General features: G+C 74.5%; 27 protein-coding genes. 15 read left to right on the top strand and 12 right to left on the bottom strand.

The window, feature by feature from the left end; all coding sequences use genetic code 11:
- The first annotated feature begins 314 nt into the window (after window positions 1–314).
- Both ACIOFR_RS21645 and ACIOFR_RS21650 read left to right on the top strand, forming a co-directional pair.
- On the top strand, window positions 315–1,220 hold the full coding sequence (locus ACIOFR_RS21645; RefSeq protein WP_400999644.1) for a hypothetical protein: 906 nt from the start codon (window positions 315–317) through the stop codon (window positions 1,218–1,220).
- Window positions 1,220–1,804 (top strand): hypothetical protein, encoded by a 585-nt coding sequence (locus ACIOFR_RS21650; protein ID WP_400999646.1) that lies wholly within the window; start codon window positions 1,220–1,222, stop codon window positions 1,802–1,804. The genes ACIOFR_RS21645 and ACIOFR_RS21650 overlap by 1 nt, the downstream gene beginning before the upstream one ends.
- A 26-nt stretch (window positions 1,805–1,830) precedes the next feature.
- Here ACIOFR_RS21650 and ACIOFR_RS21655 read toward each other — a convergent pair whose 3' ends face one another.
- Window positions 1,831–2,316 carry a YcxB family protein gene (locus tag ACIOFR_RS21655; protein ID WP_400999648.1) on the bottom strand — a complete coding sequence of 162 codons (486 nt, stop codon included), beginning with the start codon at window positions 2,314–2,316 and terminating at the stop codon, window positions 1,831–1,833.
- Between the two features lie 296 nt (window positions 2,317–2,612).
- Between ACIOFR_RS21655 and ACIOFR_RS21660 the strand changes: the two genes are divergently transcribed.
- The gene (locus tag ACIOFR_RS21660; RefSeq protein WP_400999650.1) at window positions 2,613–3,887 is read left to right on the top strand and encodes a cation:proton antiporter; all 1,275 of its coding nucleotides are present in this window, start codon (window positions 2,613–2,615) and stop codon (window positions 3,885–3,887) included.
- A 7-nt stretch (window positions 3,888–3,894) separates the two neighbouring features.
- On the opposite strand, the gene ACIOFR_RS21665 is transcribed toward ACIOFR_RS21660, so the two are convergent.
- Genes ACIOFR_RS21665 through ACIOFR_RS21675 form a run of 3 tightly spaced genes read right to left on the bottom strand, consistent with a single transcriptional unit; the run spans window position 3,895 to window position 5,530 of the window.
- On the bottom strand, window positions 3,895–4,878 hold the full coding sequence (locus ACIOFR_RS21665; protein WP_400999652.1) for an NAD(P)-dependent alcohol dehydrogenase: 984 nt from the start codon (window positions 4,876–4,878) through the stop codon (window positions 3,895–3,897).
- Window positions 4,875–5,078 carry a helix-turn-helix transcriptional regulator gene (locus ACIOFR_RS21670; protein WP_400999801.1) on the bottom strand — a complete coding sequence of 68 codons (204 nt, stop codon included), beginning with the start codon at window positions 5,076–5,078 and terminating at the stop codon, window positions 4,875–4,877. The genes ACIOFR_RS21665 and ACIOFR_RS21670 overlap by 4 nt, the downstream gene beginning before the upstream one ends.
- 23 nt (window positions 5,079–5,101) lie before the next feature.
- On the bottom strand, window positions 5,102–5,530 hold the full coding sequence (locus ACIOFR_RS21675) for a hypothetical protein (protein WP_400999654.1): 429 nt from the start codon (window positions 5,528–5,530) through the stop codon (window positions 5,102–5,104).
- Between the two features lie 223 nt (window positions 5,531–5,753).
- On the opposite strand from ACIOFR_RS21675, the gene ACIOFR_RS21680 reads away from it, so the two are divergent.
- Window positions 5,754–6,203 (top strand): VOC family protein, encoded by a 450-nt coding sequence (locus ACIOFR_RS21680; RefSeq protein ID WP_400999656.1) that lies wholly within the window; start codon window positions 5,754–5,756, stop codon window positions 6,201–6,203.
- Window positions 6,204–6,346: 143 nt separating this feature from the next.
- A complete protein-coding gene (locus ACIOFR_RS21685) occupies window positions 6,347–7,156 on the top strand; it encodes a class E sortase (RefSeq protein ID WP_400999658.1) in 810 nt (269 codons plus the stop codon).
- An 18-nt stretch (window positions 7,157–7,174) separates the two neighbouring features.
- On the opposite strand, the gene ACIOFR_RS21690 is transcribed toward ACIOFR_RS21685, so the two are convergent.
- The 4 genes from ACIOFR_RS21690 to ACIOFR_RS21705 form a co-directional block, all read right to left on the bottom strand.
- Entirely contained in the window at window positions 7,175–8,014 is an 840-nt protein-coding gene (locus tag ACIOFR_RS21690) for an enoyl-CoA hydratase/isomerase family protein (protein WP_400999660.1), read from the bottom strand.
- Between the two features lie 381 nt (window positions 8,015–8,395).
- Window positions 8,396–9,868: a glycoside hydrolase family 10 protein gene (locus ACIOFR_RS21695; RefSeq protein ID WP_400999662.1), complete on the bottom strand. Its 1,473-nt coding sequence runs from the start codon at window positions 9,866–9,868 to the stop codon at window positions 8,396–8,398.
- A 328-nt stretch (window positions 9,869–10,196) separates the two neighbouring features.
- Entirely contained in the window at window positions 10,197–10,574 is a 378-nt protein-coding gene (locus ACIOFR_RS21700) for a hypothetical protein (RefSeq protein WP_400999664.1), read from the bottom strand.
- An 84-nt stretch (window positions 10,575–10,658) separates the two neighbouring features.
- Window positions 10,659–11,201, bottom strand: a complete 543-nt coding sequence (locus ACIOFR_RS21705; RefSeq protein WP_400999666.1) for an RNA polymerase sigma factor — start codon at window positions 11,199–11,201, stop codon at window positions 10,659–10,661.
- A gap of 214 nt (window positions 11,202–11,415) precedes the next feature.
- Here ACIOFR_RS21705 and ACIOFR_RS21710 point away from each other — a divergent pair, with 214 nt between their 5' ends.
- From ACIOFR_RS21710 to ACIOFR_RS21730, 5 genes are all read left to right on the top strand, one after another.
- Window positions 11,416–11,859: a helix-turn-helix domain-containing protein gene (locus tag ACIOFR_RS21710; RefSeq protein WP_400999668.1), complete on the top strand. Its 444-nt coding sequence runs from the start codon at window positions 11,416–11,418 to the stop codon at window positions 11,857–11,859.
- A 154-nt stretch (window positions 11,860–12,013) separates the two neighbouring features.
- Entirely contained in the window at window positions 12,014–12,490 is a 477-nt protein-coding gene (locus ACIOFR_RS21715; protein WP_400999670.1) for a hypothetical protein, read from the top strand.
- A 132-nt stretch (window positions 12,491–12,622) separates the two neighbouring features.
- Window positions 12,623–12,949 carry a hypothetical protein gene (locus tag ACIOFR_RS21720; RefSeq protein ID WP_400999672.1) on the top strand — a complete coding sequence of 109 codons (327 nt, stop codon included), beginning with the start codon at window positions 12,623–12,625 and terminating at the stop codon, window positions 12,947–12,949.
- 130 nt (window positions 12,950–13,079) lie between these two features.
- Window positions 13,080–13,598: a PaaI family thioesterase gene (locus tag ACIOFR_RS21725; RefSeq protein WP_400999674.1), complete on the top strand. Its 519-nt coding sequence runs from the start codon at window positions 13,080–13,082 to the stop codon at window positions 13,596–13,598.
- 142 nt (window positions 13,599–13,740) lie between these two features.
- Window positions 13,741–14,568, top strand: coding sequence for a calcium-binding protein (locus tag ACIOFR_RS21730; RefSeq protein ID WP_400999676.1), 828 nt, complete (start codon window positions 13,741–13,743; stop codon window positions 14,566–14,568).
- 3 nt (window positions 14,569–14,571) lie between these two features.
- Here ACIOFR_RS21730 and ACIOFR_RS21735 read toward each other — a convergent pair whose 3' ends face one another.
- Window positions 14,572–15,426 (bottom strand): nitrilase-related carbon-nitrogen hydrolase, encoded by an 855-nt coding sequence (locus ACIOFR_RS21735; RefSeq protein ID WP_400999678.1) that lies wholly within the window; start codon window positions 15,424–15,426, stop codon window positions 14,572–14,574.
- A gap of 183 nt (window positions 15,427–15,609) precedes the next feature.
- Here ACIOFR_RS21735 and ACIOFR_RS21740 point away from each other — a divergent pair, with 183 nt between their 5' ends.
- The 4 genes from ACIOFR_RS21740 to ACIOFR_RS21755 all read left to right on the top strand — a co-directional run bounded on the left by ACIOFR_RS21740 (window position 15,610) and on the right by ACIOFR_RS21755 (window position 20,224).
- Window positions 15,610–16,200: a hypothetical protein gene (locus tag ACIOFR_RS21740; RefSeq protein ID WP_400999680.1), complete on the top strand. Its 591-nt coding sequence runs from the start codon at window positions 15,610–15,612 to the stop codon at window positions 16,198–16,200.
- 91 nt (window positions 16,201–16,291) lie between these two features.
- Window positions 16,292–18,073 carry a protein kinase gene (locus ACIOFR_RS21745; protein ID WP_400999682.1) on the top strand — a complete coding sequence of 594 codons (1,782 nt, stop codon included), beginning with the start codon at window positions 16,292–16,294 and terminating at the stop codon, window positions 18,071–18,073.
- A gap of 24 nt (window positions 18,074–18,097) precedes the next feature.
- Window positions 18,098–18,709, top strand: coding sequence for a hypothetical protein (locus ACIOFR_RS21750; protein ID WP_400999684.1), 612 nt, complete (start codon window positions 18,098–18,100; stop codon window positions 18,707–18,709).
- 39 nt (window positions 18,710–18,748) lie between these two features.
- Window positions 18,749–20,224, top strand: coding sequence for a purine-cytosine permease family protein (locus ACIOFR_RS21755; protein WP_400999686.1), 1,476 nt, complete (start codon window positions 18,749–18,751; stop codon window positions 20,222–20,224).
- On the opposite strand, the gene ACIOFR_RS21760 is transcribed toward ACIOFR_RS21755, so the two are convergent.
- A complete protein-coding gene (locus tag ACIOFR_RS21760) occupies window positions 20,205–22,865 on the bottom strand; it encodes a LuxR C-terminal-related transcriptional regulator (RefSeq protein ID WP_400999688.1) in 2,661 nt (886 codons plus the stop codon). The genes ACIOFR_RS21755 and ACIOFR_RS21760 overlap by 20 nt on opposite strands.
- A 554-nt stretch (window positions 22,866–23,419) precedes the next feature.
- On the opposite strand from ACIOFR_RS21760, the gene ACIOFR_RS21765 reads away from it, so the two are divergent.
- A complete protein-coding gene (locus ACIOFR_RS21765) occupies window positions 23,420–25,063 on the top strand; it encodes a cytochrome bc complex cytochrome b subunit (RefSeq protein WP_400999803.1) in 1,644 nt (547 codons plus the stop codon).
- A gap of 57 nt (window positions 25,064–25,120) precedes the next feature.
- Here the strand turns inward: ACIOFR_RS21765 and ACIOFR_RS21770 are convergent, their stop codons facing one another.
- Together ACIOFR_RS21770 and ACIOFR_RS21775 are read right to left on the bottom strand one after the other, a co-directional pair.
- Window positions 25,121–25,432 carry a cytochrome C oxidase subunit I gene (locus ACIOFR_RS21770; protein ID WP_400999690.1) on the bottom strand — a complete coding sequence of 104 codons (312 nt, stop codon included), beginning with the start codon at window positions 25,430–25,432 and terminating at the stop codon, window positions 25,121–25,123.
- A 352-nt stretch (window positions 25,433–25,784) separates the two neighbouring features.
- A complete protein-coding gene (locus ACIOFR_RS21775; protein WP_400999692.1) occupies window positions 25,785–26,270 on the bottom strand; it encodes a hypothetical protein in 486 nt (161 codons plus the stop codon).
- Between the last annotated feature and the right edge of the window lie 23 nt (window positions 26,271–26,293).

Genomic DNA, 26,293 nt, shown 5'->3' on the forward strand with positions numbered 1-26,293 from the left:
CCCCGCCTCTGGAAGACCCTCCCCCAGCGTGGTGCGGCCGGCCCGGAGCCGCCATCGGAAGACCGCCGAGCGGGGCACCGGGCCGCGGTGACCGGCCCGGCGCGGCACGTCCGGTGCGCGGCCTCCCGCAGCTGCCCCAACTCCTCCGGACGGCCCCGCCCTTGCCGTGCCGGGGGCCCTGCTCACCCGGTCGGGTACGGACTCCGCCGTTCCCCGGTCCCGGGTCGGTCTCCCGTCCTACCCTGGTCCCTTTCGAGGACGTCGGGGAGGGGTCAGGGGTGGATCCGGAGGACAGCGCCCGGGCCGTGCGGTCGGTGGCAAACGGGATCGAGGGCGGCACCTTCCACGGGCCGGTGGTGCAGGCGGGGACGGCGCACATCTCGATGCCGGCCCCCGCACCGCGCCGCCGCACCCGGCGGGCCGTGCTGCCGGCCACCGTGGGGGTGGTGCTGGCGGCGGTCGCGGTCGTATGGGCGCTCTCCCTGCACTTCCCGGGCGAGCCGGTCGCGATCGACGCGGTGGACGTGGTGAACCCGATGCCCGGGACGAGCTTCCGACTGCCGGCGGCACTCGACCTGTCGCCGGACGGGCTGGACGCGCTCAACCGGGGCGACTACGGCGCCGACGGCTCGTTCGCCGCCTGGTTCGCGCGCAACGACGCCGTGTGGATGGGGTACACCCAGATCCGGATCACCCTCAGCGGGGGCGGTGCGGACACCGTGCGGATCACCGGCCTGGAGGTGGAGAAGAGCGACTGCCGGACGAACGCCCCGGCGGGCACCCTGTTCTACGCCCCGACCGGCGGCAACGGCGGCGACGACACCGAGCTGATGTTCTTCCAGCTGACGGAGGGCGTCGGTCTGGCCCGCACCACCGACGGCGACAGCTACTTCGCCCGCCGGGTCATCACCCTCAAGCCGGGCGAGCAGGAGACGGTGCAGACCTTCGTGTCGGCCGCCTCGCAGGACTGCGACTTCGTCTTCCGCCTCACCGTGGCGCGCCCGGGCAAGCCACCGCTGCGGAAGGTGGTGGACGACCACGGCAGGCCGTTCCGCCTGGCCGCCAGCCCCGAGCCACAAGGGGGCGAGCGAGCGCCGTTCGAGGGCTACGGGGCCCTGTACATCGGCGGGGCGGCGTCCCGCGACGGCCGTTTCACGGCGCAGGACGCGCGGACCTTCAGTTTCTCCGGGGCCGGCTCCGCGGGACAGGGGGCCGGCTGATGGCGGCGCCCCGGGCCGCGGCGGCGGCGCTCTGCGCGGTGCTGGCGGCCACCGTGCTCGTCTCCTGTTCGCACGGCGCACCGCCCCCGGTGGACCTGCGGACGGTCGACTGGTCGGCGGCCACCCTGCCGGGTGGCTTCTGCGAGATCGGCGCACCGGTGGTGTTCCACGGGGGTGAGGCCGAGGCCGACTCCGCCCGTTGGGGCCGCGTCCACCTGGGTGTCGCCCACGACGCGTACTACGGCGACCTCGACGGCGACGGCCGCGAGGAGGCCGTCGCCGTGCTGGGCTGTGACAACGGCGGCGGGACGGCCGCGGGCCAACTCGCCTACGCCGCGGTCGTCCTCACCCCGGACCGGAGCGGTCCGAGGGTGCTGGGCACCCTCCCGCCGCAGCACCGGCCGGCGGAGGGGGTGCACACCACCCTGATCCGGGAGGTCACGGTGCTGACGGGCCGGGTGGTGGTGACCGAGCAGTGGTACGGCCCGGAGGATCCGACCTGCTGTCCCGGCGGGCGCGGCGAGACGGTCTGGACGCTGCAGGACGGGCGGCTGGCCCCGGACCCGGCGGCCACACCCGGCTGAGGGAGGGACCCCGCGCGCGGGCGTCGTCACACCAGCCGGTACCAGGGCCGCTTCACGGGGGGCAGGGTGGCCGCGAAGAAGGCCGCCAGCTCGGCCCGCTGACCCTCGTCGAAGGCGCGCTGCGGGAGGAAGCCGGAGGCCCGGTTGCTCTGCTGCAGGTACCAGAACCCGGCGCGGCCGGTGACCTGCCGGTACATGCTCCACCGCACGGTGGCGTGGCTGGCGGGCGTGGTCAGTTCGTACGCGTGGTCGGTGATCCGTACCGTCCACGGCTCGGTGAGCAGAGGTGCGGTCCTGCGGGCGCCGAGCCGGACGACGCCGAACTCGGCGAGCAGCAGGATGCCGGGGCCGATCGCCACCAGCGCCGGGCTGGGTCGGTCGGTCAGCAGGGTCAGCAGTCCGAGGGCCGTCAGAGCGAGGGTGACGACCGCGTAGGAACGCATCGCCGGGAGGTTGCGCAGCGCGCGGCGGACCTCCCGTTCGGTCGGCCGGAAGGTTGCGGTGATGTCCAAGGACACGGTGGTGATCCCCCCTGTGGGCGCGCCCGTCACCGGCGTTGGCGGTGGGCGGCCCGAGCATGATCGCCAGGGTGACGGGCGGGTGTCAACGGGATTGCGCGGAAGGGCCCGGCGGCTCCCCGGCCGCTCCCGGTGACGACGGGCCGGGACGGGCAGGACGGGCGGGACGACCGGGACGGGCGGGACACGCGGGACGGGTCGAGGTGCGCCCTCCGACCGGACCGGGCCCTACGATCATGGGGGCTCTGGCCGCCGTCCGGTGACGCACCGGGGAAAGCGCAGGTGCGGGCGTGATCGCGCTGGTCGTCACCATGGGGACGCTGTTCGTCTGGGCCCTGGTGGCCGGCCGGTTGGAGCGCTGGAGCATCGGAGCGCCGGTCGCCATGACGGTCGCGGGCGTGGCGCTGACGGTGGGCGCGCACCCGGTGGTGCAGGTCGGTCTGACCACCGCGGACGCCGAGCACGCGGTCGAGATCATCCTCGCCGTCCTGCTGTTCACCGACGCCACCCACGTGCCGGCCGGAGTGATCCGCAGCCAGCGCCGGCTGCTGACCCGGCTGCTGGTGCTGGCCCTGCCGCTGACCTTCTTCCTCGGGGTGCTGGTCGGCGGCCTGTTCTTCCCGTTCGGTCGCTGGTGGCTGGTGGCGGTGTTCGCGGCGGTGACCGTACCGGTCGATCTGGCGCCGGCCGTGGAGCTGATCCGTGACATCCGGCTGCCGTCCTGGCTGCGCGGGGTGCTCACGGTGGAGAGCGGGCTGAACGACGGCGTCATCGCCCCGGTCTTCCTGGTCTGCCTGGCGGGCGCGCAGACGTACGGGGCCCGGCCGGGCGACGCCTCCGAGGCGGTGGTGGACGCGCTCGCCGCGATGCTCTGGGCGGTGCTGGCGGGCGCGCTGGTCGGCAAGCCGGGCGGTCTGCTGCTGCGGCGGTCCTGGCAGGCGGGCTGGACCGGGCCCGCCGCCGTCCGGTTGGGGATCGTCGCGCTGCCGCTGCTCGCGTACGGGCTGGCGATCGTGCTGCACGGCAACGGCTTCGTCGCCGCGTTCGTGGCGGGTCTGTGGTTCACCCCGGACTCGCGGGCCCTGCCGCCCAAGGCGTTGCACCTGGTCGAGGACGTCGGGACGCTGCTCTCGCTGGCGCTCTGGTTCGTCTTCGGCAAGATCGTCACCCAGGCGTTCACCGGCGAGTTCGACGGCTGGGTGGTGGCGTACGCGGTGCTGACCCTGACCGTGGTGCGGATCGCGCCCGTCCTGCTCTGCCTGGTGGGGAGCGGTGTGGGCCGGGCCGACCGGTGGCTGCTGGCGTGGCTCGGGCCGCGCGGGCTGGCGTCGATCGTCTTCGGCCTGCTCGCCTTCATCGGCCTCGCCCCCGTCGACCCGCACGGCGCCGACCTGGTCGGGCAGGTGATGACGATGACGGTGCTGATGAGCCTGGCGCTGCACGGACTGACGTACGGTCCGCTGGCCGCCCGCTACGCCAGGGCGCGCGAGCGGGTCGGCGACGCCCCGGGGCCCGGGCCGGGTGAGGGGCCGGACCCCGCCACCGAGGGCCCGGACTCGTCCTGACCGGGTGTCAGTCCGCCTGCACCGTGACGGCCAGCTTGCCCCGGACGGTGCCCTCCCGCAGGTGGGCCAGCGCCTGCGGCACCTCGGCCAGCGGGTAGCAGCGCTCGACCACCGGGGTCACCCGGCCCGCCTCGATGTGCTCGGCCAGCACCCGCAGGTCCTGGTGGCGCGGCTTGCCCGCGAGCAGCGGGAACCGGTGGCCGGTGAACGGGGCCAGCAGGGCCGCCCGCATCGGCCGGTCGAAACCGCCGATCCACCGGCCGCCGCCCTCGCCGCCGACGATGACCAGGGTGCCGCGCGGGGTGAGGGCGCGGCGCAGCGTCCGCAGCGGTCGGTTGCCGCCGGTGTCGATCACCAGGTCGTAGCGCCGCGCACCGGAGGCCGGGTCCTCCCGGGTGTGGTCGATGACCTCGTCGGCGCCGATCGAGCGGACCAGCTCCGTCTTGGCGGTGCTGCACACACCGGTGACCCGGGCGGCGCCCAGCGCCTTGGCGAGCTGGACGGCGTACGTGCCGACGCCGCCGCCCGCGCCGAGGACGAGCACGGTCTGCCCCTCCCGCAGCCGTCCGGCGTCGCGCAGGCCCTGGAGGGCGGTGCAGGCGGAGACCGGGACGGCGGCCGCCCGGGGGAAGTCGAGGTTGGCCGGCTTCAGCGCGAGCCGGTCCTCGGTGGTGCACGCGTACTCGGCGAAGGAGCCGTCGCAGGTGCCGTACACCTCGTCCCCCACCTGGAAGCGGGTGACGTCACGGCCGACCGCCTCCACCCGGCCGGCCAGGTCCAGGCCGCGGATGCGGACCTTGGGTGCCCGCAGGCCGAAGCCCAGCGTCCGCACCAGGTACGGCATGCCGGCGGTGAGGTGCCAGACGCCCTGGTCGAGGCCGGCCCCCAGGATCCGGACGAGCACCTCGCCCGGGCCGGGCGCCGGGCGCTCGACCTCGTCGAGGCGGAGGACCGAGGGCGGTCCGTAGACGTCGTGGACGATGGCCTTCACGGGGTTTCTCCTTCGGGGGCGGGGTACTGGAACACGTCGTCGAGCGGTACGGCGAAGACGTGGGCGATCTGGAAGGCCATCTCCAGGGAGGGCGAGTAGCGGCCCTGCTCGATGGCGATGACGGTCTGGCGGGTCACGCCGATCCGGCGGGCGAGCTCGGCCTGGGTCATCTCCCCGTGGGCGAAGCGCAGCGCACGGATGGTGTTGGTGACCTTGGTCGGCTTCACCACGGGTGGAACCCGACGCGGTAGGCGCCGATCTTCGCGGCCGAGCCGAGGACCGCCGAGAGGGTGAAGCCCAGGTAGATCGCGTTGGCGATCCAGAACTGGTCGGCGTCGGCCATCGCCAGCAGCAGGGCGGTCACGCTGCCGATGACGAGGAACGACTGCCCGATGTACTCGCCGGAGCGGTGGATCTCGCGGTCCCGCTGGTCCTTGGTGTGGGCCTCCTTCGGCCCGAGGACCGCCACCAGGATGTTGAGGACGATCGACGCGACGATCGCGGCGACGACCGATCCGACCAGGGCCGTCACGTACGGCGCCTCGGCGAGCGGCGCACCGCCGGTGCCACCGAGCACGGCGGCCAGGTAGCCGCCGTAGGCGGCGACGGCGACCACCATCATGATCCACGCGCGTTTCTCTTCGACGGCCACGGCCATCCTTCCCATGTAAAGAAAACCTGACATGGATGAGTGTTAAGCAACGTCGACACGATGTCAAGATTTCTTTACTCCGGGGCGACCGGAGGAGGCGAGGCCGGGCTCGGGCACGGCTGCGGGCCTCCGGTGCGGGCTCGGGCCCGGCCTCCGGGTGCCGGCCTCGGGTGCGGCGCGGCTCCGGTTGCCGTGGCGCCGCCGCGCCGCTATCACCGGTGACATGACTCTCGACTGGAAACTCGTCATCGACTCCGCCGATCCGCACGCCCAGGCCGCGTTCTGGGCGGCAGCCCTGGGCTACGCGGTGGAGGAACACGTCGACCTGATCGAGCACCTGCTCGGCGCCGGTGCGATCACCCAGGACGCGCTGACCCTGGTCGACGGGCGGAAGGCCTGGAAGGACCTGGCCGCGATCAGGCACCCGGCGGACCGGGTGGACGAGGCGAGCGGCATGGGACTCGGCCGGCGGATCCTGTTCCAGGCCGCCCCCGAGGCCAAGCAGGTCAAGAACCGGCTCCACCTCGACCTGCACGCCGGCCCCGAGCGCCGGGACGCCGAGGTCTCCCGCCTCGAAGCCCTGGGCGCCACGGTGCTGCGGCAGGTCAGGGAGCCGTCCGGGCAGTGGGTCACCATGGCCGACCCGGAGGGCAACGAGTTCGACGTGCAGTAGCACCCACCGGTACGGGAACAGGCGTCCGAGCCGTGGGGGATCCGCCGTCGTACGCTGGAAAGTCACCGCCGTCGGCGCACCGCGCGCCGCTCACCACCCGTACGGCGGCGCGCCCCCTCCCCCCACACCCCCCAGGCTGTTCGATGCGCAGATCCCCCAGGGTTGCCACCGCCCTCGCCGCGGCGTCCGCCGCCGCCGTCCTCGCCGCACTCGCGGGCTGCTCCGCCTCCTCGGACGGCAGCCGGGCGGCGGGGGCCCCCTCCTCGGCCGCGGCCGGCAGCGGGTCCTCCGCCCCCACAGCGGCTCCGGCCACCACCTCCCCGGGCACCCCGTCGCCGGGCCCTGCTTCGCCGGGCACCCCCTCACCGACCGCGACGACGCCGGCCACGCCGGTCCCGGGCCCCGGCCGGATCAGCCCCAGGACCGAGACCGCCTCGCTGGCGATACCCGCGATCGGCCTGAAGGACCTGCCGGTCGTGCCGTACGCCGGGACCACCGACGACCGGCCGGGCACCGAGATCCAGAACCGCGGAGTGGCCGCCAGCCCGTACGGCGACCGGGGCGGAGTCGGCCCCGGCGAGGTCGGCAACTACCTCGTCACGGCGCACCGGCTCTCCGCGGGCGGCCCGCTGCACGACCTGCCGTCGCTGCGGGTCGGTGACGTGGTCCGGGTGACGTCGGGCGGCCTGGTCTACGAGTACGAGATCACCGGGACCAGGACGACCTCCTTCCGGTCCGAGCAGTCGCTCGCCGAACAGCGCGCCGCCGTCCCCGGCACGCCGGGCGCGCAGCCCACCCAGGCGATGATCACGATATCCACCTGCGCCACCCCGGAGGACAACGCGGCCGGCAACACCTGGCGCGACGGCAACGGCAACCCGGAACACCGCATCGACAAGATAGGCGTCCTGCGCGGACGGCCGAGCCCCGCCACCACGGCCGGCCCGTCCTGATCGACCCCCGTCTCCGCGTCAGTCGACGGCCTCCAGGCGCCCCACCACCGCACCGAGGTCGAGTTCGGTACGGCCCCGGGTCTGCAGACCCCGCTCGAACAGCTCCGCCGTGCGTCGCCGCATCGGCTCGCCCCGGACGAACTGCTGGAACAGCGCGGCGTCCGCCCGCACCTCGGCCGACGACGGCAGGCTGACGGCGTTGACGGCCGCCTTGGCCGCGACCAGCGCATCGCGGGGGAACTCCCCCATCCGCGCGGCGAGGCCGGCCACGAAGCCGTCGAGCTCGGCGTCGGGCACCGCGCGGTTGACCCATCCGTAGCGCTCGGCGAGTTCGGCGTCGAAGTCGGCCGAGGTCAGCACGGCTTCGAGGGCCCGACCCCGGCCGAGCAGACGGGTGAGGTGCTGGATCGCACCCGCACCGGGCGGGGCACCGATGGCGACCTCGGGCTGGCCCAGGACGGCGCTCTCGCGGGCGGCGAAGCGCATGTCGCACGCGAGGAGGAACTCGCTGCCCGCCCCCCGCGCGCGGCCGCGCAGCTTGGCCACCGTGACGGCCGGGCTCTCGCTCAGCCTGCGGAACACCATGCCCAGCGAGGCGTCCCCCGGGCCGGCGCCCTTCGCGGCCTCGGCGGTGTACTCGGCCACCTTGGTCAGGTCCACGTGCGGGAGGAAGAAGTCGGGATCCGCGCTGTCGAAGACCACCACCCGCGCGGCGCCCGGACGGGAGAGCTCGTCGAGCAGGCCGACCAGGTCGCGGACGACCTCGGGGCCGATGAGGTTGATCGGCGGGGCGTCGAAGGTGGCGGACAGGACGTTGCCGTCCAGCCTGGTGCGGATGGTCTCGTACGCGGCGGTCATGGGTTCTTCCTCTCCGCACTCGTCACGGGCCCGGCCCACCGCCCGGTCGGGGGCGGACCGGGGCGGGACGGGGGCCGCCCCCTTCGGTCCCCGTCCGGCCACCCGCTCGCGCTGACATGTTCGCGGCCGCAGAAACCGCAGGTCAAAGGGCTTCCCCTCGGGCTGGGCCGGGTCTAGCATCCCTGATCACGACAGCTCCGCCACCCCCCGATGACGGGCTGTCGAGCAGGTCGGCCGTGCGCGCGCACGGCCGGCACCCTCCCCCAGGGGCCGGGGCGCCTCCCACACCGGCGCCCCGGCCACCGAAGCCGCACCGAAGCCGCACCGAACCCGCCCGCACGGTGGCCGCACGGTGCCGGGCACCGGGCGCCGGATGCCGGATCAGCCCGCCACGCGGACCACCGGGCCGGCCGGGCTCTCCCGCCCGACGCGGTCCACGGCCGTGACCGCGTAGCGCCAGGCGTCGCCGACGTCCGCGACGGTGAACCGGCCCACCGGGCCGGGCACGACGGCGACCGGGCCGACCGCGCCCCCCGCCGCGAACGCGCCCGTCGAGGGGTCCGGTACCGCCCGGGCGTACACGGCGTACCGGAACGGCGTGCTGCCCGCCGCGCCACGGAAGGCGAGGTGGAGCCCGTCCGGGCCGCTGCCCGTGACGCTCACCACCGGGGCCGGCGGCGCCGCGGCAGCACCGCCGAGACGCGGCGGCACGGGCGTCAGCGCGGGACGGGCCCAGTGCTCGGCCGCCAGCAGGCTGATCGCGCCGAGCGGGTCGGCCAGCACGTGCCGGGCGCTGAACATGATGGTGCCGCCGATCTGCGGCAGTCCGGCGTCGAGCGCCAGGTGGCGCGACAGTTCCGCCGGGTCCTGCCAGCCCGGGGGCGTGGGCGCGCCGACCCGGTACGCGGCCTGGCCGGTCCACAGCAGGGTGTCGGTACCTTCCGTCCGGGCCGCCCACCAGGGCGCCAGGGTGGCGTAGTCCGCGGCGGCGAAGCCGATCGGCCAGTACAACTGCGGGGCCACGTAGTCGAGCCAGCCGCTGCGGATCCAGTGCAGGGTGTCCGCGTGCAGCGCGTCGAAGGACTGGAGGGCGGCGGTGTCGGAGCCCTCCGGGTCGGTGCGCGCGTTGCGCCACACGCCGAACGGGCTGACCCCGAAGGCGGCTTCGGGGCGGGCCGCGAGCACCTGTTCGCGCATCTCGGAGACCAGCAGGTCCACGTTGTTGCGGCGCCAGGCCGCCCGGTCCGGGAAGCCGGCGCCGTGCGCGGCGTACGCGGCGTCGTCCGGGAAGTCCTCGCCGGCCACCGGGTAGGGGTAGAAGTAGTCGTCGAAGTGGACGCCGTCGAGCTCGTACCGGGTGACGGCGTCCAGCATCGCCCGCTGCACGAACCGGCGGACCTCCGGCAGGCCCGGGTCGTAGTAGAGCCGGCCGCCGTAGGGCACCACCCAGTGCGGGTTCAGCCGGGCCGGATGGTCGGCGGCCAGCCGGGCGGGATCGGCCTGCGTCGAGACCCGGTACGGGTTGAACCAGGCGTGGAACGCCAGACCGCGCCGGTGGGCGGCCTCCACCATGAAGTCCAGCGGGTCCCAACCGGGGTCGACGCCCTGAACGCCCGTCAGCCACTGGGACCACGGCTCGAACGGGGACGGCCAGAACGCGTCGGCCGCGGGCCGGATCTGCACGAACACGGCGTTCAGGCCGATCGACCCGGCCCGGTCGAGGAGGTCGGCGAAGTCCGCGCGCAGCCGGTCGGCGGACAGCCCGGACGCGGCGGGCCAGTCGAGGTTCTCCACCGAGGCGATCCACATCCCGCGCATCTCGCGCAGCGCGGATCCGACCTGCTCGGAACCCACCTGTTCGGATCCGGCCTGCTCGGATCCGGCCTGCTCCCCGGCGTCTTCGGCCGGCGCGGGGGCGGTCGGTGACGGCCCGCGTGCCGCGGCCGGTCCCCCCGCCCTGACCGCGCCGACGGCCGTGGCGGCCAGGAGACACAGCCCTGACAGGACGTCACGCCGCCCCGGGCGGAGGCCGGTCATCGCACCGACTGAACGCAACGGACATAAGTACGCATACCGCCCACAATGCCGGGCTCGGAACCGGGCGGCACCCGACACGCCGAACGGCGGCGCGGCGGGGCACCGGGCGCGGCGGACCCGACCGGGCCGGCCGGCGCCCCGCAGGTCATTCCGGGTCGTCACCGAACGGCTCGTCGCTCCACCGGAACCAGGCGCGGTCGCCCTCGATGTGCAGCAGGAACTCGGGCACCGGCCCGGCCGGTGAACCGAGCGACACGGCGGCCCGGATCCGCCGGTAGACCTCGTCGAACGCCTCCCAGTCCTCCGCCTCGGACAGCGCGGCCGACCGGACGAACAGCGGCTCGACCGCCGGGTACGCGGGACCCGGCACGAACCGGCCGTGCAGCCACGGGAAGTCGGTATCGTCGATCACGATCTCGCCCACCGGCTCCGACCCCTGCGCGGAACCCGGTTCGGATCCCGGCTCGCCGGGCCCCGGCTCCCGGAGCCGGACCAGCCGCCAGACCTCACCGACGAACCCCATCGCGCACCCCTCTTCCCGTTGCCCTCGCCGACCAGCATCCCCCGCACCACCGACAGCGGCGCCGGCCGGCACGGAGTGCGCCGTTCAGTGGGATTCGGTGAGCTCCTGCCGCAGCCGTTCCCTGGCCCGGTAGCCGAGCGTCTTGATCGCCCCCACGCCCTTGCCCGTGCGCTGGGAGATCTGACGCGCGGTGAGGCCGTCCCAGTACCGCATCCTGATCGCCTCCCGCTGCGCCCGGGTGAGCTTTGTCATGGCGAATTCGAGCCGGGCCGCGCTCTCGGCGGATTCGAACGCAGAGATGACGAGACCTTCGACGCTCACGCCGGAATCCCGCTCGGGGATCTCGAATACCGGAATCTCGGTGTTCATGGCTCGCCTGGAGTGATCGTTGAGAAGATTTCGAGCAATAGTGATCAGCCATGCAGAGAAATCGGTCCCGGTCCATCGATAACCGCGAATGGCGCGCATCGCGCGGACGAACGTCTCCTGGGTCAGATCCTCGGCCAGCGCGCGGTCGCCTCTCGTGCGCCGCAGAAGGTAGGTCACCAGCGGGCCGCGGTACCGGAGGTAGAACTCGCTCCAGGCCACCGGGTCGCCCGCCCGGGCGTGATCGATCAGGGTCGACATCAGATCGTCGACTTCACAGGATGTCAGGACTGCCTCCCTCGTACGGCGTGAAGCCCTCGTCAGGGTGATCGGAGACGCTAACAGCAGCACTTGCATGCATGCAAGGTATTCCGGTCCGATATTGCGTCAAATCATCCTGTATATACCGGCGATCATCATCATGCAGGCGTGCACGCCTGCATGTCCTGAACATGCAGCGCGGTAGCCTTCCCCCATGGCATCCAGCATGGGCAAGGACCCGGAGCAGACCTCGACCGCCCTCCGGTTCGGCGACGCGGTGCACGCGGCCGCGGAGCGGGCGGGCTACGACCTGCGGCCGGGGGCCGGGGGGCGGAAGGCCCTGGCCGAGGACGTGGGCATGAGCCAGTCGGCGGTGGGCCGCATGCTCAAGGGCGAGACGCTTCCCCATCCGACCCAGTTCGAACGCATCGCCGATGCCGTCAGGGTCGAGCTTCGCGACCTTCTGGTGCGCGGGGGCGTTATCTCTGCAGAATCCGCCAACAATCTTCCCGTGCGAGTACGCTCACACCCCATCAGCCCCGAGGAAGCAGCCGACGCCTGGGGTATCACCGACCCCGTCATCCGCCGGTTCCTCCTCGCCACCATCGCGCAAGCGATCAGCCTGCAGCAGGAGAGCCGGAAAGAGGCGGCGGGATGACAGCGTGCCGTTCTGGAGGTGAAAAGTCAGCGTGGCAAAGTTCGCAGCTCCGATCACTAGGCTTTCCGTTCCCTTTGCCGGCCTTGCGCTCTGCATCGTCGGCGGCTGGTGCCGGCCCTGGGTGCCGGCCCTGGCGGGGTGCCTGCTCGCAGGCGTGATCGTCACGGAGATAGCCCTGGTCCGGGTCAACCGCTGGATCAGTACGACGAGCGACCGGCTCTCCGGGCACCTCGCCGTGGTGGCCTCGGAACAGCGCGAGGTGACGATCCAGCGCGAGGCCCTGGCCGGCCAACTCGCCTTCCTGGACCGGCGCGTGCGCGAGCAGGAAGCGCTCGAACTGCGCGTCCACTCCCTCATCGGTCTGCTCTCGCAGACCCGCAGCGACCTCTCCCAGGCCGAACTGGTCATCGCGGAGATGTCCGCCGAGTACACCGACCTCGCCGAGGACTGGAACGGCCTGGTCCGCGACGTCATGAGCATGCGGGCGGCCTCCGAACCGGCCCCCGCCCCGGAGGCCGTCCTGCCGTCGCCGCGTTCCGAGGACCCGCCGGGTGGCCGGGACAGACGTGGGCGTGGGCGCGCGCGGGACAGGCGCGGACGGGACGGGCGTGGCCCCGGGCGGGACGAGTGAAGAAACGATCCTGCGAGCACGGGTACCGATCGGTCGAGCACCGACGACTCTCCCGCCGCCCCCACCGACGGGCCCGACGCCGAACCGCCCCGAAGCCCCGCAGTCAGCCGGAATCGCACCCAGAGGAGAGAGATGGACACCCACGATCCTGCTCCCACCTGCCCCGGCGCCACCACCTGCACGAGCGAGCCGATCTACCACGCGCTCCTCGACCGCTGGCGCCACCGGGGGTTGACGCTCCCCGGCACCACGCCCCCCGTCCTGGGGCTGATGACGTACGGCGACGGCGCCGCCCCGGGCCTGGTCGCCGTCCACGGACCCGACCGGCCCGAGGGCACCGCGGGCACCGAGGACACCGAGGACACCGAGGACACCGAAGCCGCCGACGGGCCACCCGGCACGGGTCCGCAGCCCGTCGCCGCCGACCCGGCGGACGGCGGTCCACACGGCACGGCGTGAGAGCCGACGGGAGATCGCGGCCTCCGGGCAGTGACTGCGCGTCCGCTCGGCCGGGCCGCCCCGGCACCGGCCGGAAAGGTGAGTAGCGGCTACTCATGGCGCGGCTCCCGGCGGTACCGAGGATTCAGGCATGACGGTACCCAACCCCCGAACATCCTCCTCCCCGGAATCGTCCGCGCCGGCTGCCGGCCCGGCGGCCCTGTCCGGAGAGGAGCTGCTGCAAGCCGTGGTCGACGGCCGGATCGCGCCGCCCGCGATCTCCACCACGCTCGGATTCTCGCTGACCGCCGTCCGGCCGGGTCATGCCACGGCGGCCGGTGAGACCGACCCGGGTCTCGGCAACATCAACGGGACGGTCCACGGCGGCTACCTCGCCACGCTGCTGGACTCCGTGCTCGGCGCGTCGGTGCTCACGCTGCTCCCGCCGGGTGCCGGCATCTCGACGGTGCAGCTGAACGTGAACTTCGTCCGGCCCGTGCCGGTCGGCCTCGGCATGCTGCACTGCAGCGCGCAGGTCGTGCACCTGGGGCGGACGCTGGCGACCGCGCAGGCCCAGCTGGTGGGCATGGACGGCGGGCGGCTGTACGCGCACGCCACGGCCGGCATCGCCGTCATCCCGGCCGGACCCGATCTCCCCACCGGGCGTTGACCGTTGGCCCCTCCCGCCCTTGCGGCGCCGCCGCTGCTCCTGGCGGCCGTCGGGCCGGGACCGCTGACACCTCCCGGGCCGGCGACCGCTTCGCCGTTCTCGACGACCACCGGTACGAACCGACCACCCAGGAAGACCTACGATGACTCTCCACCGCACGGGCTCCGGAGCCGCCGTGGCCGCGACGGCGGCCGCGGCCGTCGTCCTCGCCCAGGCCGCACTCTGCGGCGCCACGGCGCAGGCCGCCGTCACGGACCCCGCAACGACAGCTCCGACGGCACCCGCGACGGCACCTCCGGTCGGCGACCCGGTGCTCGCCTCCGCGTTCGTGGAGGTGGACCCCGACGGGGTGCTCTCCTTCACGGCCGGGCCGGGCCGGAACGACGACGTCCAGGTGTTCGACCACACGTCGTGGGGGTTCGGCCCCCCGGGCACCGTGACCATCCGTACCAGCGGATCGGGTCTCGTCCGCACCGGGCACGGCTGCCTCCCGCCGATCGGTCCGGTCGTCAGGTGCTACAACCCCGACCATCGGGTGCAGGGCATCCGGATCGACACCCGGGACGGTGACGACACCGTCCTGATCGACCGGCCCGATGGGACCCCGGGCGGCAGCTCGCTGCACTGGATCACCGTGATCGGCGGTACCGGATCGGACCGGATCTCCAACGCCACCGCCCTCCGGAGCAACCTGTTCGGCGACGCCGGCGACGACGTCCTCCAGGGTGGCCGGGACGCGGACGTGATCGTCGGCGGTGCGGGCGACGACGTCCTGCGCGGCGGGCCCGGGGACGACACCCTCCTGGGCGGCAGCGGCCGGGACACCCTCCTCGGCGAGGACGGCCGTGACCAGCTGTACGGGGCCGCCGTCGAGGGCGACGTCCTGAACGGCGGGCCGGGCGCGGACACCTGCACCGTCGCCCATCCGGGCGGTCCTCGGACGGGTTGCGCGGACGGCGGCGACGACTGACGGTCAGCCGGTGTCCGCCCGGCAGGCCCGGTAGAGCGCCGGCCGGCGGTCCCGGTGCACGTCGTTGCGCGGGCCGAGGGCCTTGGAACGGGACTGCCCCAGCGCGCAGTCCGCCAGCAGCAGTGCCGGGCCGCCGTCGTACGGCGGCCCGGCCACCGGCATGCCGTCCGGGTCCACGACGACCGAGCCGCCGACCCACTCCGTGCCCCGCTCGCTCCCCGTCCGGTCGCAGGCGGCCACGAAGATCCGGTTGGCGGCCGCCGCCGCACGCACCCGGACCACCTCCATCGGCGTCCCCTCGGCGACGGGCGACAGCACCGGCCAGTTCACCGGCGCGCAGAGCAGGTCCGCGCCGTTCAGGGCGGGGATCCGGACCCACTCCGGGAATTCGAGGTCGTAGCAGACCATCAGCGCGATCCGTCCGTGCACCGTCTCCACGACGGGCGGGGCCTCGTCGCCGGGCACGAAGATCGTGCTCTCCAGGTCCCACAGGTGGGCCTTGCGGTAGACCGCGAGCAGGCCCGTGGCGTCCACCGCCACCGCGGAGTTGCGCAGCTGCCCGGCCGGGTCGCGTTCGCACAGGCCGCCGACGACCAGCAGGCCGTGGCGTGCGGCCAGGTGCCGCCACTGCGTGACGGTCGGGCCGTCCAGCGGTTCGGCCAGCGCGGCGGCCTCGGCGGGCCCGGCCAGCCGGTAGCCGCTGTTGGTGAGCTCCGGCAGGACGACGATCCGGGCGCCCAGCCGGGCCGCGGCCGTGATCGCGCGGGCCGCGCGGGCGCGGTTGGCGTCAGGCGAGCCCACCGCGAGGGGGATCTGCAGGCAGGCGATCCGGGTGGTCGCGGTGGGGGCGTGGGTCATCGGCGGGTACCTCGCTGGGCGCAGTGGGCTCGGACAGGGGTCGGTGTCGGGAGTCTGCCGCGCGGCGGTGCCCGCGGGGATGAGTAGCGGCTACTCACGACCGGGCCCGGGCGATCTTGATCTGCTGTGACCGGCGCGCGGCACCCGGCCCGCGCCGCACCCGCACACCCCACAGGAGAACCGATGAAGAACCGACGATGGACGGGACACCTCGGCGCCGTGGCCGCCGTCGTGGCGCTGGGACAGCCGGCCCTGGCCCCGTCCGCGCACGCACGGACCGACCCGCCGGCCAACGGAGGGTTCGAGCTGGGCGCCACCGGATGGCACCAGACCTCGACCACCCCCGGCTACCGGCCGATCGGCGATGGGCCGTCGGCCCCGGCGCACTCCGGCACCTGGAAGGCCGCGCTGGGCGGGCACGGCGTCGGCGCCGACACGGTGTCCAGGACGTTCACGGTGCCCGCCTTCACGTCCGTCCGCGTCTCGTACTGGCTGCGCGTCGAGGACGCCCGGGCGGCCGACCGGGGCTTCCGCGAGCTGCTGGTGTCCCTCACCTCCGAGGACGGGGTCACGTACGCGTCGGACTCCTTCACCAACAAGGACTGGAGCGACGACTACGTGCGCCGGGAGCTGACCGTGGCGAACGGACCGGTCTCCGCCGGGCCGCAGACACTGACGCTGACCTTCCTCGCCGCCGAGGGTGCCGGCAACCGTCACCCGTTCCTGGTCGACGACGTCGAGATCACCACCGGCACCGTGCGCCTGCAGCTGTGACGCCGTACCGCGCGGCGGCCACCGCGGCGACGAGCACCACGAACACGAAGACGAACACGAAGACGAAGACGAAGAACGGACGACAGAGGCGATGAGCGGGAACGCGCACTGGGAGGTGCCCGGTTACACGACCCGGCGGGAGCTGGGACGGGGAGCGTGCGGGCGGGTGGTGGAGGCGGCACACGACGCCTCCGGCGGCCTGGTCGCGATCAAGTACCTGACGAACGGCGCGCCGGACGCGTTCCGGGCCGAGGCCGCGCTGCTGACGGGCATCAGGTCGCCGCACGTGACGCGGCTGTACGACTACGTCGAGCAGGACGAACGGGCCGCCATCGTCATGGAGTTGGTGGACGGCGTCGCCCTGCGCGCGCTGCTCCACCAGGAGGGCCCGACCGGCGCCGAGGCGGCACTCACCGTGCTCAAGGGCTCGCTGCTGGGCCTGGCCGCCGCACACGCCGCCGGTGTGGTCCACCGGGACTACAAGCCCGAGAACGTGCTGGTGGGTGTCGACGGCGCCTCCAAGCTGGTGGACTTCGGCATCGCGGTGGCCAGCGGTTCGGCGGGCGCGGTGACGGGCACGCCGCCGTACATGGCCCCCGAGCAGTGGGCCGGGCAGCCGGTGACCCCGCTGACCGACGTGTACGCGGCGACCGCCGTCTTCTTCGAGTGCCTGACCGGCGCCAAGCCCTACACCGGCACGACCGCCCTGGAGTTGGCGGTCCAGCACGTCGAGGCGCCGATCCCGGACGACCGGGCACCGGAGGCGCTGCGCCCGCTGATCCGCCGTGGCCTGGCCAAGCGTCCGGCCGAACGGCCGCGCGGCGCGGCCGCGTTCGCGGCGGAGCTGGAGGCGGCCGCGACCGCCGCGTACGGCGAGGACTGGGAGGTGCGCGGGCACCGGCGGATGGCCGCGTTGCTCACCGCGCTCCCGCTGCTGCTGGGCTCCTCCGGGACGGGCGGGGCGTCCGGCTCGACCGCGCTCGCCTCCACCACCCTGACCGCGCCCTCCGACGGTCGGCCCTCCGACGGTCCGCGGGGCGACCACCCGGGCGGCCGGGGCCGGGGCCTCCGGCGCGGGCCGGTGGCGCTGGCCGCCGCGACGCTGCTGGTGGCGGGGGCGCTGACGGTGTCCGCGCTCGCCTCCGAACGCTCCGGGCCGGCCGCCGAGGCCGGCAACGAGCCGTCCCGGGCGGCCCCGCAGTCCGGCACGCCGGACGCGCAGCCCACCGATCAGCCGGCGGCCGACCCGCAGCCCGGGGAGCAGCCGCCGGGCACCGCGGGGCCCGCCGACGCCCCGGCCCCGGGCGCGGAGCCGGGAGCCCCGGTCGGTGCCGGTGGCCCGTCCGCTCCCGGCGGGGCTCCGGGTGCGGGTGGGGCGGCCGTCCCCGGGGCCCCGGTGCCCGGTCCCGCGGCACCCGGCGGCGGCGCCCCTCCGGGCCCCGCGGTGCCGACGGCGGCGGCCACGCCGGTGGCGCCGCCCCCCACCGCGGGGCCGTCCGCCCCGGTGACCACGCCGACCGCTCCGGCGCCCGCCGCGCTGCGGGTGCTCGCGCTGTCGGTGTCCCAGTTCGGCTGCTCCGGCCGGTACGGCGCCCAGGGCGTGGTGAGCGTGAAGTCCGACGGCGCGGCCGCCGGGACGCTGGTCCTCACCTGGTTCCACGGCAGCAGCCCGGGCCCGGGCACCACCGTGGCCACGGACCGGATCACGCTGCCCCAGGGGCGGACGGCGTTCAGCGGCACCTACAGCCACGCCTTCGGCTCGGCCGACACCTCCCTCTACTGGGGGGTCCAGGTGACGACCGTCCCGGCGTCGGCCGCCGGCAACGGGACGTACAAGGTGCTGCGTTCCGACGACTGCAGCCCCGTTCTCTAGACCTCGCCGCCCCTGGGGGGAGCCATGTCCGCACGACCCGACCCGCGCCAGGCCCACGGACGCTCCGAGGAGCCGACCGTCCGGATCGACCGCCTCCACGAAGAAGTGACGATCCGTCAGTTCCGGGGCGACCGGGAGCCCGTCGAGGAGGCCACCAGTGCCACCCTGCTCGACGACGCGGTCTGGGGCGCACCGGGTGCCGGCCGCGGCGCACCGGTGCCCGCGCCGCGCGGGCGCGGGGCCCGCCGGCGGCTGCGCCCTGCCGCCCTGGCCGCCGCCCTGGCCGCCGCCGTTCTCGGCGGCCTGCTCTGGCAGCGCACCCACCCGCCGCTCGCGGTGACCGGTGTCGCCGTCCGCTCCGACGCCGGCGGGCCGGGCTGCGACCGCACCGTCACGGTGTCGGCGACCCTGCTGACGGACGGCGGCGCCGGCACCGTCGAGTACCGCTGGCTGCGCAGCGACGGCGGGGTCTCCGGCCCGCTGCGGCAGACGGTCGAGCGGGGGGTGCGGCAGACCGAGGTCACCCTGCGCTGGTCGTTCGACGGGCCCGGGACGGTGACCGCCACCGCCGAGTTGGAGGTCCTGTCGCCGGGCCGGGTGCGCTCCGCCACCACGTTCACGTACGCCTGCCGGTGACCGGCCGGCGTCCCCCTTACCCACACCTGAGGATGTCCTGTGCACCACCCACCCGCCGCCCGCCACGGCCGCGCGACCCCGTCCGTGCTCGAAACCCGTTCCATCGACTTCGTCCCGCCCGAGGAGCGCCGCGGCCGGGTCTGGCACCAGGGGCCGTTCTGGTTCTCCGGGAACTTCGTGCTGACCACGCTGGTCATCGGCTTCATCGGTCCGTCGCTCGGCCTGGGGGTGGGCCGGTCGGTGGCGGCCGTCGTCCTGGGCGGTTGCTTCGGCACGGTGTTCATGGCGGTGCACGCCAATCAGGGGCCCCGGCTGGGGCTGCCGCAGATGATCCAGTCCCGGGCGCAGTTCGGGGTGCGCGGCGCCGTGCTGCCGTTCGCCGCGGTGGTCTTCGTCTACCTGGGGTTCAACGTCTTCAACGTCGTGCTGGCCGCCCAGGGGCTCGGCCAGGTCGCCGGTGGCGGTCCGGCGCTCTGGTACCCCGTGCTGTCCGTGGTCGCGGTGGTGCTGGCCCTGGTCGGGCACGATCTGCTGCACGCCGTGCAGCGGGCGTTGAGCTGGATCCTGATCGCGGTGTTCGGGGTGCTGACGGTGGGCGCCGTCGTCCACTGGTGGGACGCGCCGGTCGACGTGGCGCCGGCCGGCAGTCAGTGGACGGCGTTCCTGGCCACCTTCGCGGCCGCGGCCGGCTACCAGATCAGCTACGCCGTCTACGTGTCGGACTACTCGCGCTACCTGCCCGCGGACGCCGACGCCCGCCGGGTGATCGGGTGGACGTACGCGGGCGCCGCCTCCTCCGCGGTCTGGCTGATGTCGCTGGGTGCCTTCCTCGGCAGCCGGCTGCCGGGCACCGACGCCGTCACCGCGCTGCTCCGGGCGGGCGACGGCATGCTGCCCGGGTTCGGCACGGCGGCCGTCCTGGTGTCCTCGCTGGCCCTGGTCGGGGTGATGGGCGTGAACACGTACGGGGCGATGCTGACGGCGGTGAGCGGCGTGGACGCGTTCCGGCGCCGGCGGCCGACGGCCGTGCTGCGGGCGGGCGCCGTGCTCGCGGTCGGTGCGGTGGTGCTCGGGATGGCGCTCGTCCTGCCCGAGGACTACCTCGGCAGCTTCAACACCTTCATCCTGCTGATGCTGTACGTGCTGGTCCCATGGACGGCGATCAACCTGGTCGACTACTACGCCGTCCGCCGGGGCCGGTACTCGATCGAGGACATCTTCGACGACCGCGGCAGCTACGGCCGCTGGGCCTGGCGCGGGCTGTCCTGCTACCTGGTCGGGCTGGCGGCGATGCTCCCGTTCCTGTCGACCACGCTCTACACCGGGCCGGTGGCGCGGGCCATGGACGGGGCCGACGTCTCGTTCGCGGTGGGGCTGGTGGTGTCCGGCGGCCTGTACGGGCTGCTCGCCCTGCGCCCGGCCGCCGCAACGGGCGACCCGGGCGAGCCGGGCGGGTCGGACACGACCGGCGCCCCGGGCGCAGCCCGGTCCGGTCTCAGCCGAAGCGGCCGGTGAGCTCCCGGCGCGTGGTGACGCCGAGTTTGGCGTAGATGCGCTGCAGGTGGTTGTCGACCGTCCGGACGGAGATGGTCAGCCGGGCGGCGATGTCCTTGCTGAGCATGCCCCGGGAGGCGAGCAGGGCGATCTCCTGCTCCCTCCCGGTCAGCCGGGCGGCCTCCTCGCCGAGCCGCAGGGCCGGCGTCCTGGCCCCCTCGCAGCGCGCCGCCAGCTCCTCGGCACGGACCGCCGCGGCCGTGGCCCGGCGGGCCTGTCCGTCCTCCCGCAGCAGGACGGCGGCGGCCGTGGCGGCCTCGGCCGCGGGCAGGTCCGCGCCGATCGCCGCCAGGTCCGCCGAGACGGCGAGCAGCCGGTCCGGGTCCTGCGCGGCCAGCGCACCGGCCAGTTCGGCGCGCGCCGCGTTGAACGGCCCGTTGCACCCGGCCGCGATCTCCGCCAGCCGGTCGGCGACCTCCCGGGCCTGCCCGAGCCGGGCCAGGTCGGTCAGCAGGACGGCCTCGAAGGAGACCTGCCCGCGCGTGCGGGCCTCCTCGGCGGCCTCGGCGAGCAGCGCGCGGGCGCGGGTCAACTCTCCCCGGGCGACGTGCAGCCAGGCCTCGCCGAGCTGCTCCTCGGGCATGACCGTCGCGCCCGGCAGGTCCGCGCGTTCCGCGAGCGCCGCCTCGGCGGCCGCCAGGTCGCCCTGGAGCGCGGCGCAGCCGGCGATCCCGGCCAGGGCCATCGGCAGGGCGACCGCGGTGTGCGGGCGCGACGCCCGGGCGACCTCCGCGAACCAGCGGCGGGCCCGGGCGGGGTGCCCGGCCAGCCAGGCGCCGCGGCCCAGGTGGAAGGCGAGCAGCCGGCGTTCGGTGTACACCCCGGCGTCGGCGAGGCCCGCGTACGCCCGTTCGCCCACCGCACGGGCCTCGGCGAGTTGCCCGCACTCGGTCAGTGCGAGGGCCAGGACGGACAGGTGGGCCGCCTCGTGCGTGGCCACGGCGTACGCCTCGGTGTCGGTGCCGGCGGCCGGGTGGGCGGCGAGCACCCGGCGGGCCCAGTCCACGGCCTCCTCGCCGCGGCCCAGGAACGCGAGCGCCGCGGACCGGGCCGTCGCCGCCATCAGCCACAGCCGGTCGTCCGGCGCCTGCGCCGGCCCGGGTTCGAGGTCGGCGCAGAGGGAGAGGCTGCGCGCGAACTCCCCCGCCGCGAAGGCGGTACCGGCCTCGTTGACGACCAGGGCCCGCACGCCGAAGGGGCTGCGGACCCGGTCGCGGGCCGCGTCGATGACCGCCAGGACCCTCGCGTACGGCGCGCCGAGCCCCCAGACGAGGTTCTGGGTGCGGATCAGGACGGCGGTCAGCACGTCCTGCTCGTCGGCGGCGAGCGCGTCGGCGGCGGCCAGTTCCGCCTCCGCCTCCTCGAAGTCCCCCGCCTCGTACAGGGTCCGCCCGAGCAGCAGCCGGATCGCGAAACCGTGCTGCTCCCTCGGCACCGCCCGCAGCAGGCCCAGCGCGCGCGGGTACTCCCGGGCGTGCGCGGCCAGCACGGCGGCGTGCACGAGCAGCGCGGGGTCCGCGGTGCCGGTGGCGGCCAGCTGGTGGGTGGCCAGGTGGAGGGCGTCCTCGCGGCGGCGGGCGCCGCTGCGCTCGGTGAGGGCGACGTGCCGCAGGAGGGTCTCGCGGCGGCGCAGCGCGGTCATCTCGGCGCGCAGCACCTCGCCGTAGAGGGGGTGGGCGAGCCGTACGGCGGTGCGGCGGCGTTCCTGGGTGACGACGAGCAGCCCGGAGCGTTCCAGCCCGTCGAGGGTCTCCTCGCCGGCCTCCGCGGTGAGCCTGGCCAGCGAGAGCGGCTCGCACAGGGCGAGGACGTCGAGGACGCACCGGCCGGCCGGCGGGGCGACCGCGAGGCGGGCCCGGATCAGGTCGGTCAGCCGGCGGGTGCCGGGCAGGCGGCCCGCGGCGAGCTCCCAGATCTCGCCGTCGCTGGTGAGCGCCCCGGTGGTGACCGCACCGACCACCAACTCCCGCAGGTAGAGCGGGTTCCCGCCGCTCGCGGCGAACAGCTGGCCGGCGGAGTTGCGTCCGACGGCGCCCCGCAGCACCTGCTCCAGCAGGGTTTCGACCTCCCGGAGTCCGAAGGCGGCCAGGTCCGTCTGGTGGACGGCGTCGCCGTGTCCGAGCGCGGCGACGGCCTCACCGCCGGCCTCGCCCGCGCGGACGGAGCCGAGCAGCAGGACCACCCCGGCGTCCATCAGCTGGCGCAGCAGCACGGCCGAGGTGGCGTCGAGCAGGTGGACGTCGTCGACCAGCAGCACCGTCCGGCGCGGTGGGGTGCCCGGCGGGCGGGCGGACAGCAGCCGGGCGACCTCGGCGAATCCGGCGACCGGGTCCGAGAGGTCGGCGCCGGCGGGGAGCAGGTGGGCGATGGCGCCCAGCGGCACCGAGGCCGCCGCGGCGGTGGCCAGGGCCCGTCCGACGGGGTGCCCGGCCGCGGCCGCCAGGTCGGCGCACTCCTCCGCCAGCCGGGACTTGCCGACGCCGGCCGGCCCGAAGACCAGGAACCCCGCCCGGCGCGGGTCCCGCAGGACCGCCTCGAACTCTCCCAGTTGGGCCTCGCGCCCGACCAGCGGCCACCGCCGCAGCACGTTCCTCGGATCCATCCCCGTCTTCCTTCCACGATCCCCGGGGCGGCGGACGACACGGATCTTCGCCCGGCCCCGAATCTGCGGAGTATGCCAGAGGCGTCGGACAGCGGTCGTACGGATTTCGCGGATGCCGGCGGCCGGCGGTCCCGGGCCGGGGTCGTCGGGGTGCTCCCGCCGCCGGCCCCGACGGCCGGCCCGAGGGGGGTCGAGGGTGTGGAGGTGGTCGACACGGCCTGATGAGCGTGCGTGCGCCACGACGACACGACAGCATGAGAGGAGTAACCGAACCGTCACTCCGGGCAACCGGGGGGACGGGGTCGCGCCGGTGGCCGAGCGAACGTGGCGGACGTCCGGCGCGCAGGCGGCCGCCGCTCCACGACGGCCGCCATCGACGCGGGCACCCCGAGCACGCCGGGCCGAAGGACGGCGCCTCGCGCGGTGCCCTTCCTTCCGGAGAGGCGCTTCGATGACCACAGATGCCCACCGTCGACGACCGGCTTCGCGGCCGGCCCGGCCACACCGCCCGGGCCCGGCCGCGCACCGTCCCGTCGCACCGCGAGGGGGCCGCCATGCGCGCTGACCGGAAGTCGTCCCCGCCCGCCGCCCCGGCGTCGACCCGGGCGCAGCCGGCCAACCGCGCGGAGGCGCTCGCGGACTGGACGGACGGGCGCCTGGGCATCTACGGGCTGGCCAAGGCGAACCTGCGCAAGGTCTTTCCGGACCACTGGTCGTTCATGCTCGGCGAGATCGCGCTCTACACCTTCGTCATCATCCTGCTGACGGGCGTGTGGCTGACGTTCTTCTTCAAGCCCAGCATGAGCGAGGTCGTCTACGAGGGCGCCTACGGGCCGCTGAACGGCGTCCGGATGTCGGACGCCTACGCCTCCACCGTGAACATCAGCTTCGACATCCGCGGCGGGCTGCTGATCCGGCAGATCCACCACTGGGCGGCGATCGTCTTCGTGGCGTCGATGCTCGTGCACATGATGCGGGTCTTCTTCACGGGTGCCTTCCGCAAGCCGCGTGAACTGAACTGGATCTTCGGTGCGCTGCTGCTGATCCTCGGCATGTTCGACGGCTTCATGGGCTACTCGCTCCCCGACGACCTGCTGTCGGGCACCGGCATCCGGTTCATGGAGGGCGCGGTGCTGTCCGTGCCGGTCGTGGGCACGTACCTGCAGATGTTCATCTTCGGCGGGCAGTTCCCCGGGACGGTGATCATCCCCCGGCTGTTCACGGTACACATCCTGCTGATCCCGGGCATCATGGTCGGACTGCTCACCGCGCACCTGATCCTGGTCTTCTACCACAAGCACACGCAGTTCGCGGGGGCCGGACGGACGCAGAAGAACGTCATCGGCATGCCGCTGATGCCGATCTACATGGCCAAGGCGGGCGGCTTCTTCTTCCTGGTCTTCGGGATCGTCGCGGTGATGTCCGCGATCGCCACCGTCAACCCGATCTGGGCGTACGGGCCGTACCGGCCGGACCAGGTGTCCACCGACGCCCAGCCCGACTGGTACATGGGCTACTCCGAGGGCCTGGTGCGGGTGATGCCCGGCTGGGAGATCTCGGTGTGGGGCGGCCACACCCTCAACCTCGGGGTGTTCGTCCCGCTGATGGTCTTCCCGCTGGTCCTGGTCGCCATCTGGACGTACCCGTTCTTCGAGGCCTGGGTCACCGGCGACAAGCGCGAGCACCACATCGCGGACCGGCCGCGCAACGCGCCGGTGCGCACCGCGTTCGGCGCGGCGTGGGTCTCGGAGTACGTGGTCCTGCTGATCGGCGGTGGCAACGACCTGATCGCCACCCACTTCCACCTGTCGATCAACTCGATCACCAACGCCGTGCGGGTCGGCTTCTTCATCGTCCCGGTGATCGTGTTCTTCGTGGCCAAGCGCTGGTGCCTCGGCCTCCAGCGCCGGGACCGGGAGAAGGTCCTGCACGGCCGGGAGAGCGGCGTCATCAAGCGGCTTCCGCACGGCGAGTTCATCGAGGTGCACGCCCCGCTGGCGCAGGACCAGATGCACCGGCTCACCGCGCACGACCAGCCGGCACCCGCGCCGGTGCCGGAGCCGACCGGCCCCAACGGGAAGCCGAACCGGCTCGCCTGGGTCAGGCACCGCCTGTCGGTGGGCTACTTCGGCTCGTCCGGGCAGATCGCCAAGCCGACCGCGGAGGAGGCCCGCAAGATCGGCAGCGGCCACCACTAGGTCCGGTCCTGTACGGTCCGGCGCCGCCCCCTCCGCGGGGGTCGGCGCCGGACCGCGTCATCCGCGCAGCAGCACCGGGAGCGCCGCCAGCAGGGCCGTGCCGGCCATCACCGCGACGCAGGCCCCGGCCCAGCGGGTACAGATCGTCAGACAGCGCCGCCGGTAGAACTCCGCCACCCCGCGGGAGCGCTTCGCGGCCCGCTCGAAGACACCCTCCGCGAAGCCGAGCCGCTCGGCCTCGTAGGCCTCCCGGACCGCCTCGCGCTGGCCGGTGGACAGCCACGGGAAGCGCTCGACGAAGCCGGCCGCCTCGCGCCGGGCGGCGGCGACCTCCGCCTCCCAGGCCAGGTAGCCCTCCAGACGGAACATCCCGGACCGGCACTCCCGCGCCCCGGCGCCCGTACGTCGTCCGCCACCCATGATCCGCTCCTGCCCGCTCGACCCGCCGCCCGGGCGGAGCGCCCCGGCACCGCCGTACGGCCGCACCCGGAACCCACCGCCTGCGGACAACTACTACCAGTGACGATCCGGCCGGGGTCGGCCGACGCGCGGGCGGTGCCCGGGATGGCGGGGCGCCTGCGGGACGACGGGGCGTCAGGACGGCTGCGCGGGCAGCCGCGCGCCGCCGCCCCGCGGTCGGTCCGGTCGAGGGCTTCGTCCGGGCCGGTGCGGCGGGCCCGCCGCACGCCGACCGCGGGCCGGCCGCCTGCCGAACGGCCCGTCAGGCGGCCAGGTTGAGCGCGGCGGCGAAGGCCGAGAACGTGGGCGCGACCGTGCGCCACTCGTACAGCTGCGGGTCGGTCCAGATGTCGGTCCCCACCACGCGCGGGTCGACGGCGTCGGTGCGGTAGTCCAGGGCGAGGGCCACGTCGTCGCCGGCGAAGCGGCAGACCGCGATGAGCACGGCCTGCTCGACGTCCAGCCAGGGCAGTTCGACGGGGGTGTCCCGGGTGGTTCCCCGCACCTCGCGGAACAGCTGGGCCGGTTCGTGGTCGGCGATCCGGTCCAGCGCGACCGACTCCCGCTCGATCCGCTCCAGGCTGGTCAGGAAGTCGAGCGGGTCCTCGAACCAGGGGATCAGCCGGGACATCGTGTCGTCGCCGGGGTGGCGCCACCGGCCCTGGGCGATCAGGGTGCTCAACAGGCTCGGGATCCGCAGTCCACGGACGGTCACGTCGGGGCCCGGGATGTGATTCGACCGATTCATGGTACAGAGCCTGCCACGTCGCC

The organism is Kitasatospora sp. NPDC088346, from assembly GCF_044740765.1.
GTDB lineage: Bacteria > Actinomycetota > Actinomycetes > Streptomycetales > Streptomycetaceae > Kitasatospora.

Excerpts from the sequence above, each read along its gene's own strand:
- ACIOFR_RS21650 (WP_400999646.1), top strand. The coding sequence starts at position 1,220 with ATGGCGGCGCCCCGGGCCGCGGCGGCGGCGCTCTGCGCGGTGCTGGCG.
- ACIOFR_RS21680 (WP_400999656.1), top strand. The coding sequence starts at position 5,754 with ATGACTCTCGACTGGAAACTCGTCATCGACTCCGCCGATCCGCACGCC.
- ACIOFR_RS21685 (WP_400999658.1), top strand. The coding sequence starts at position 6,347 with ATGCGCAGATCCCCCAGGGTTGCCACCGCCCTCGCCGCGGCGTCCGCC.
- ACIOFR_RS21690 (WP_400999660.1), bottom strand. The coding sequence starts at position 8,014 with ATGACCGCCGCGTACGAGACCATCCGCACCAGGCTGGACGGCAACGTC.
- ACIOFR_RS21700 (WP_400999664.1), bottom strand. The coding sequence starts at position 10,574 with ATGGGGTTCGTCGGTGAGGTCTGGCGGCTGGTCCGGCTCCGGGAGCCG.
- ACIOFR_RS21705 (WP_400999666.1), bottom strand. The coding sequence starts at position 11,201 with ATGTCGACCCTGATCGATCACGCCCGGGCGGGCGACCCGGTGGCCTGG.
- ACIOFR_RS21710 (WP_400999668.1), top strand. The coding sequence starts at position 11,416 with ATGGCATCCAGCATGGGCAAGGACCCGGAGCAGACCTCGACCGCCCTC.
- ACIOFR_RS21720 (WP_400999672.1), top strand. The coding sequence starts at position 12,623 with ATGGACACCCACGATCCTGCTCCCACCTGCCCCGGCGCCACCACCTGC.
- ACIOFR_RS21725 (WP_400999674.1), top strand. The coding sequence starts at position 13,080 with ATGACGGTACCCAACCCCCGAACATCCTCCTCCCCGGAATCGTCCGCG.
- ACIOFR_RS21730 (WP_400999676.1), top strand. The coding sequence starts at position 13,741 with ATGACTCTCCACCGCACGGGCTCCGGAGCCGCCGTGGCCGCGACGGCG.
- ACIOFR_RS21735 (WP_400999678.1), bottom strand. The coding sequence starts at position 15,426 with ATGACCCACGCCCCCACCGCGACCACCCGGATCGCCTGCCTGCAGATC.
- ACIOFR_RS21740 (WP_400999680.1), top strand. The coding sequence starts at position 15,610 with ATGAAGAACCGACGATGGACGGGACACCTCGGCGCCGTGGCCGCCGTC.
- ACIOFR_RS21745 (WP_400999682.1), top strand. The coding sequence starts at position 16,292 with ATGAGCGGGAACGCGCACTGGGAGGTGCCCGGTTACACGACCCGGCGG.
- ACIOFR_RS21750 (WP_400999684.1), top strand. The coding sequence starts at position 18,098 with ATGTCCGCACGACCCGACCCGCGCCAGGCCCACGGACGCTCCGAGGAG.
- ACIOFR_RS21760 (WP_400999688.1), bottom strand. The coding sequence starts at position 22,865 with ATGGATCCGAGGAACGTGCTGCGGCGGTGGCCGCTGGTCGGGCGCGAG.
- ACIOFR_RS21765 (WP_400999803.1), top strand. The coding sequence starts at position 23,420 with ATGCGCGCTGACCGGAAGTCGTCCCCGCCCGCCGCCCCGGCGTCGACC.
- ACIOFR_RS21770 (WP_400999690.1), bottom strand. The coding sequence starts at position 25,432 with ATGTTCCGTCTGGAGGGCTACCTGGCCTGGGAGGCGGAGGTCGCCGCC.
- ACIOFR_RS21775 (WP_400999692.1), bottom strand. The coding sequence starts at position 26,270 with ATGAATCGGTCGAATCACATCCCGGGCCCCGACGTGACCGTCCGTGGA.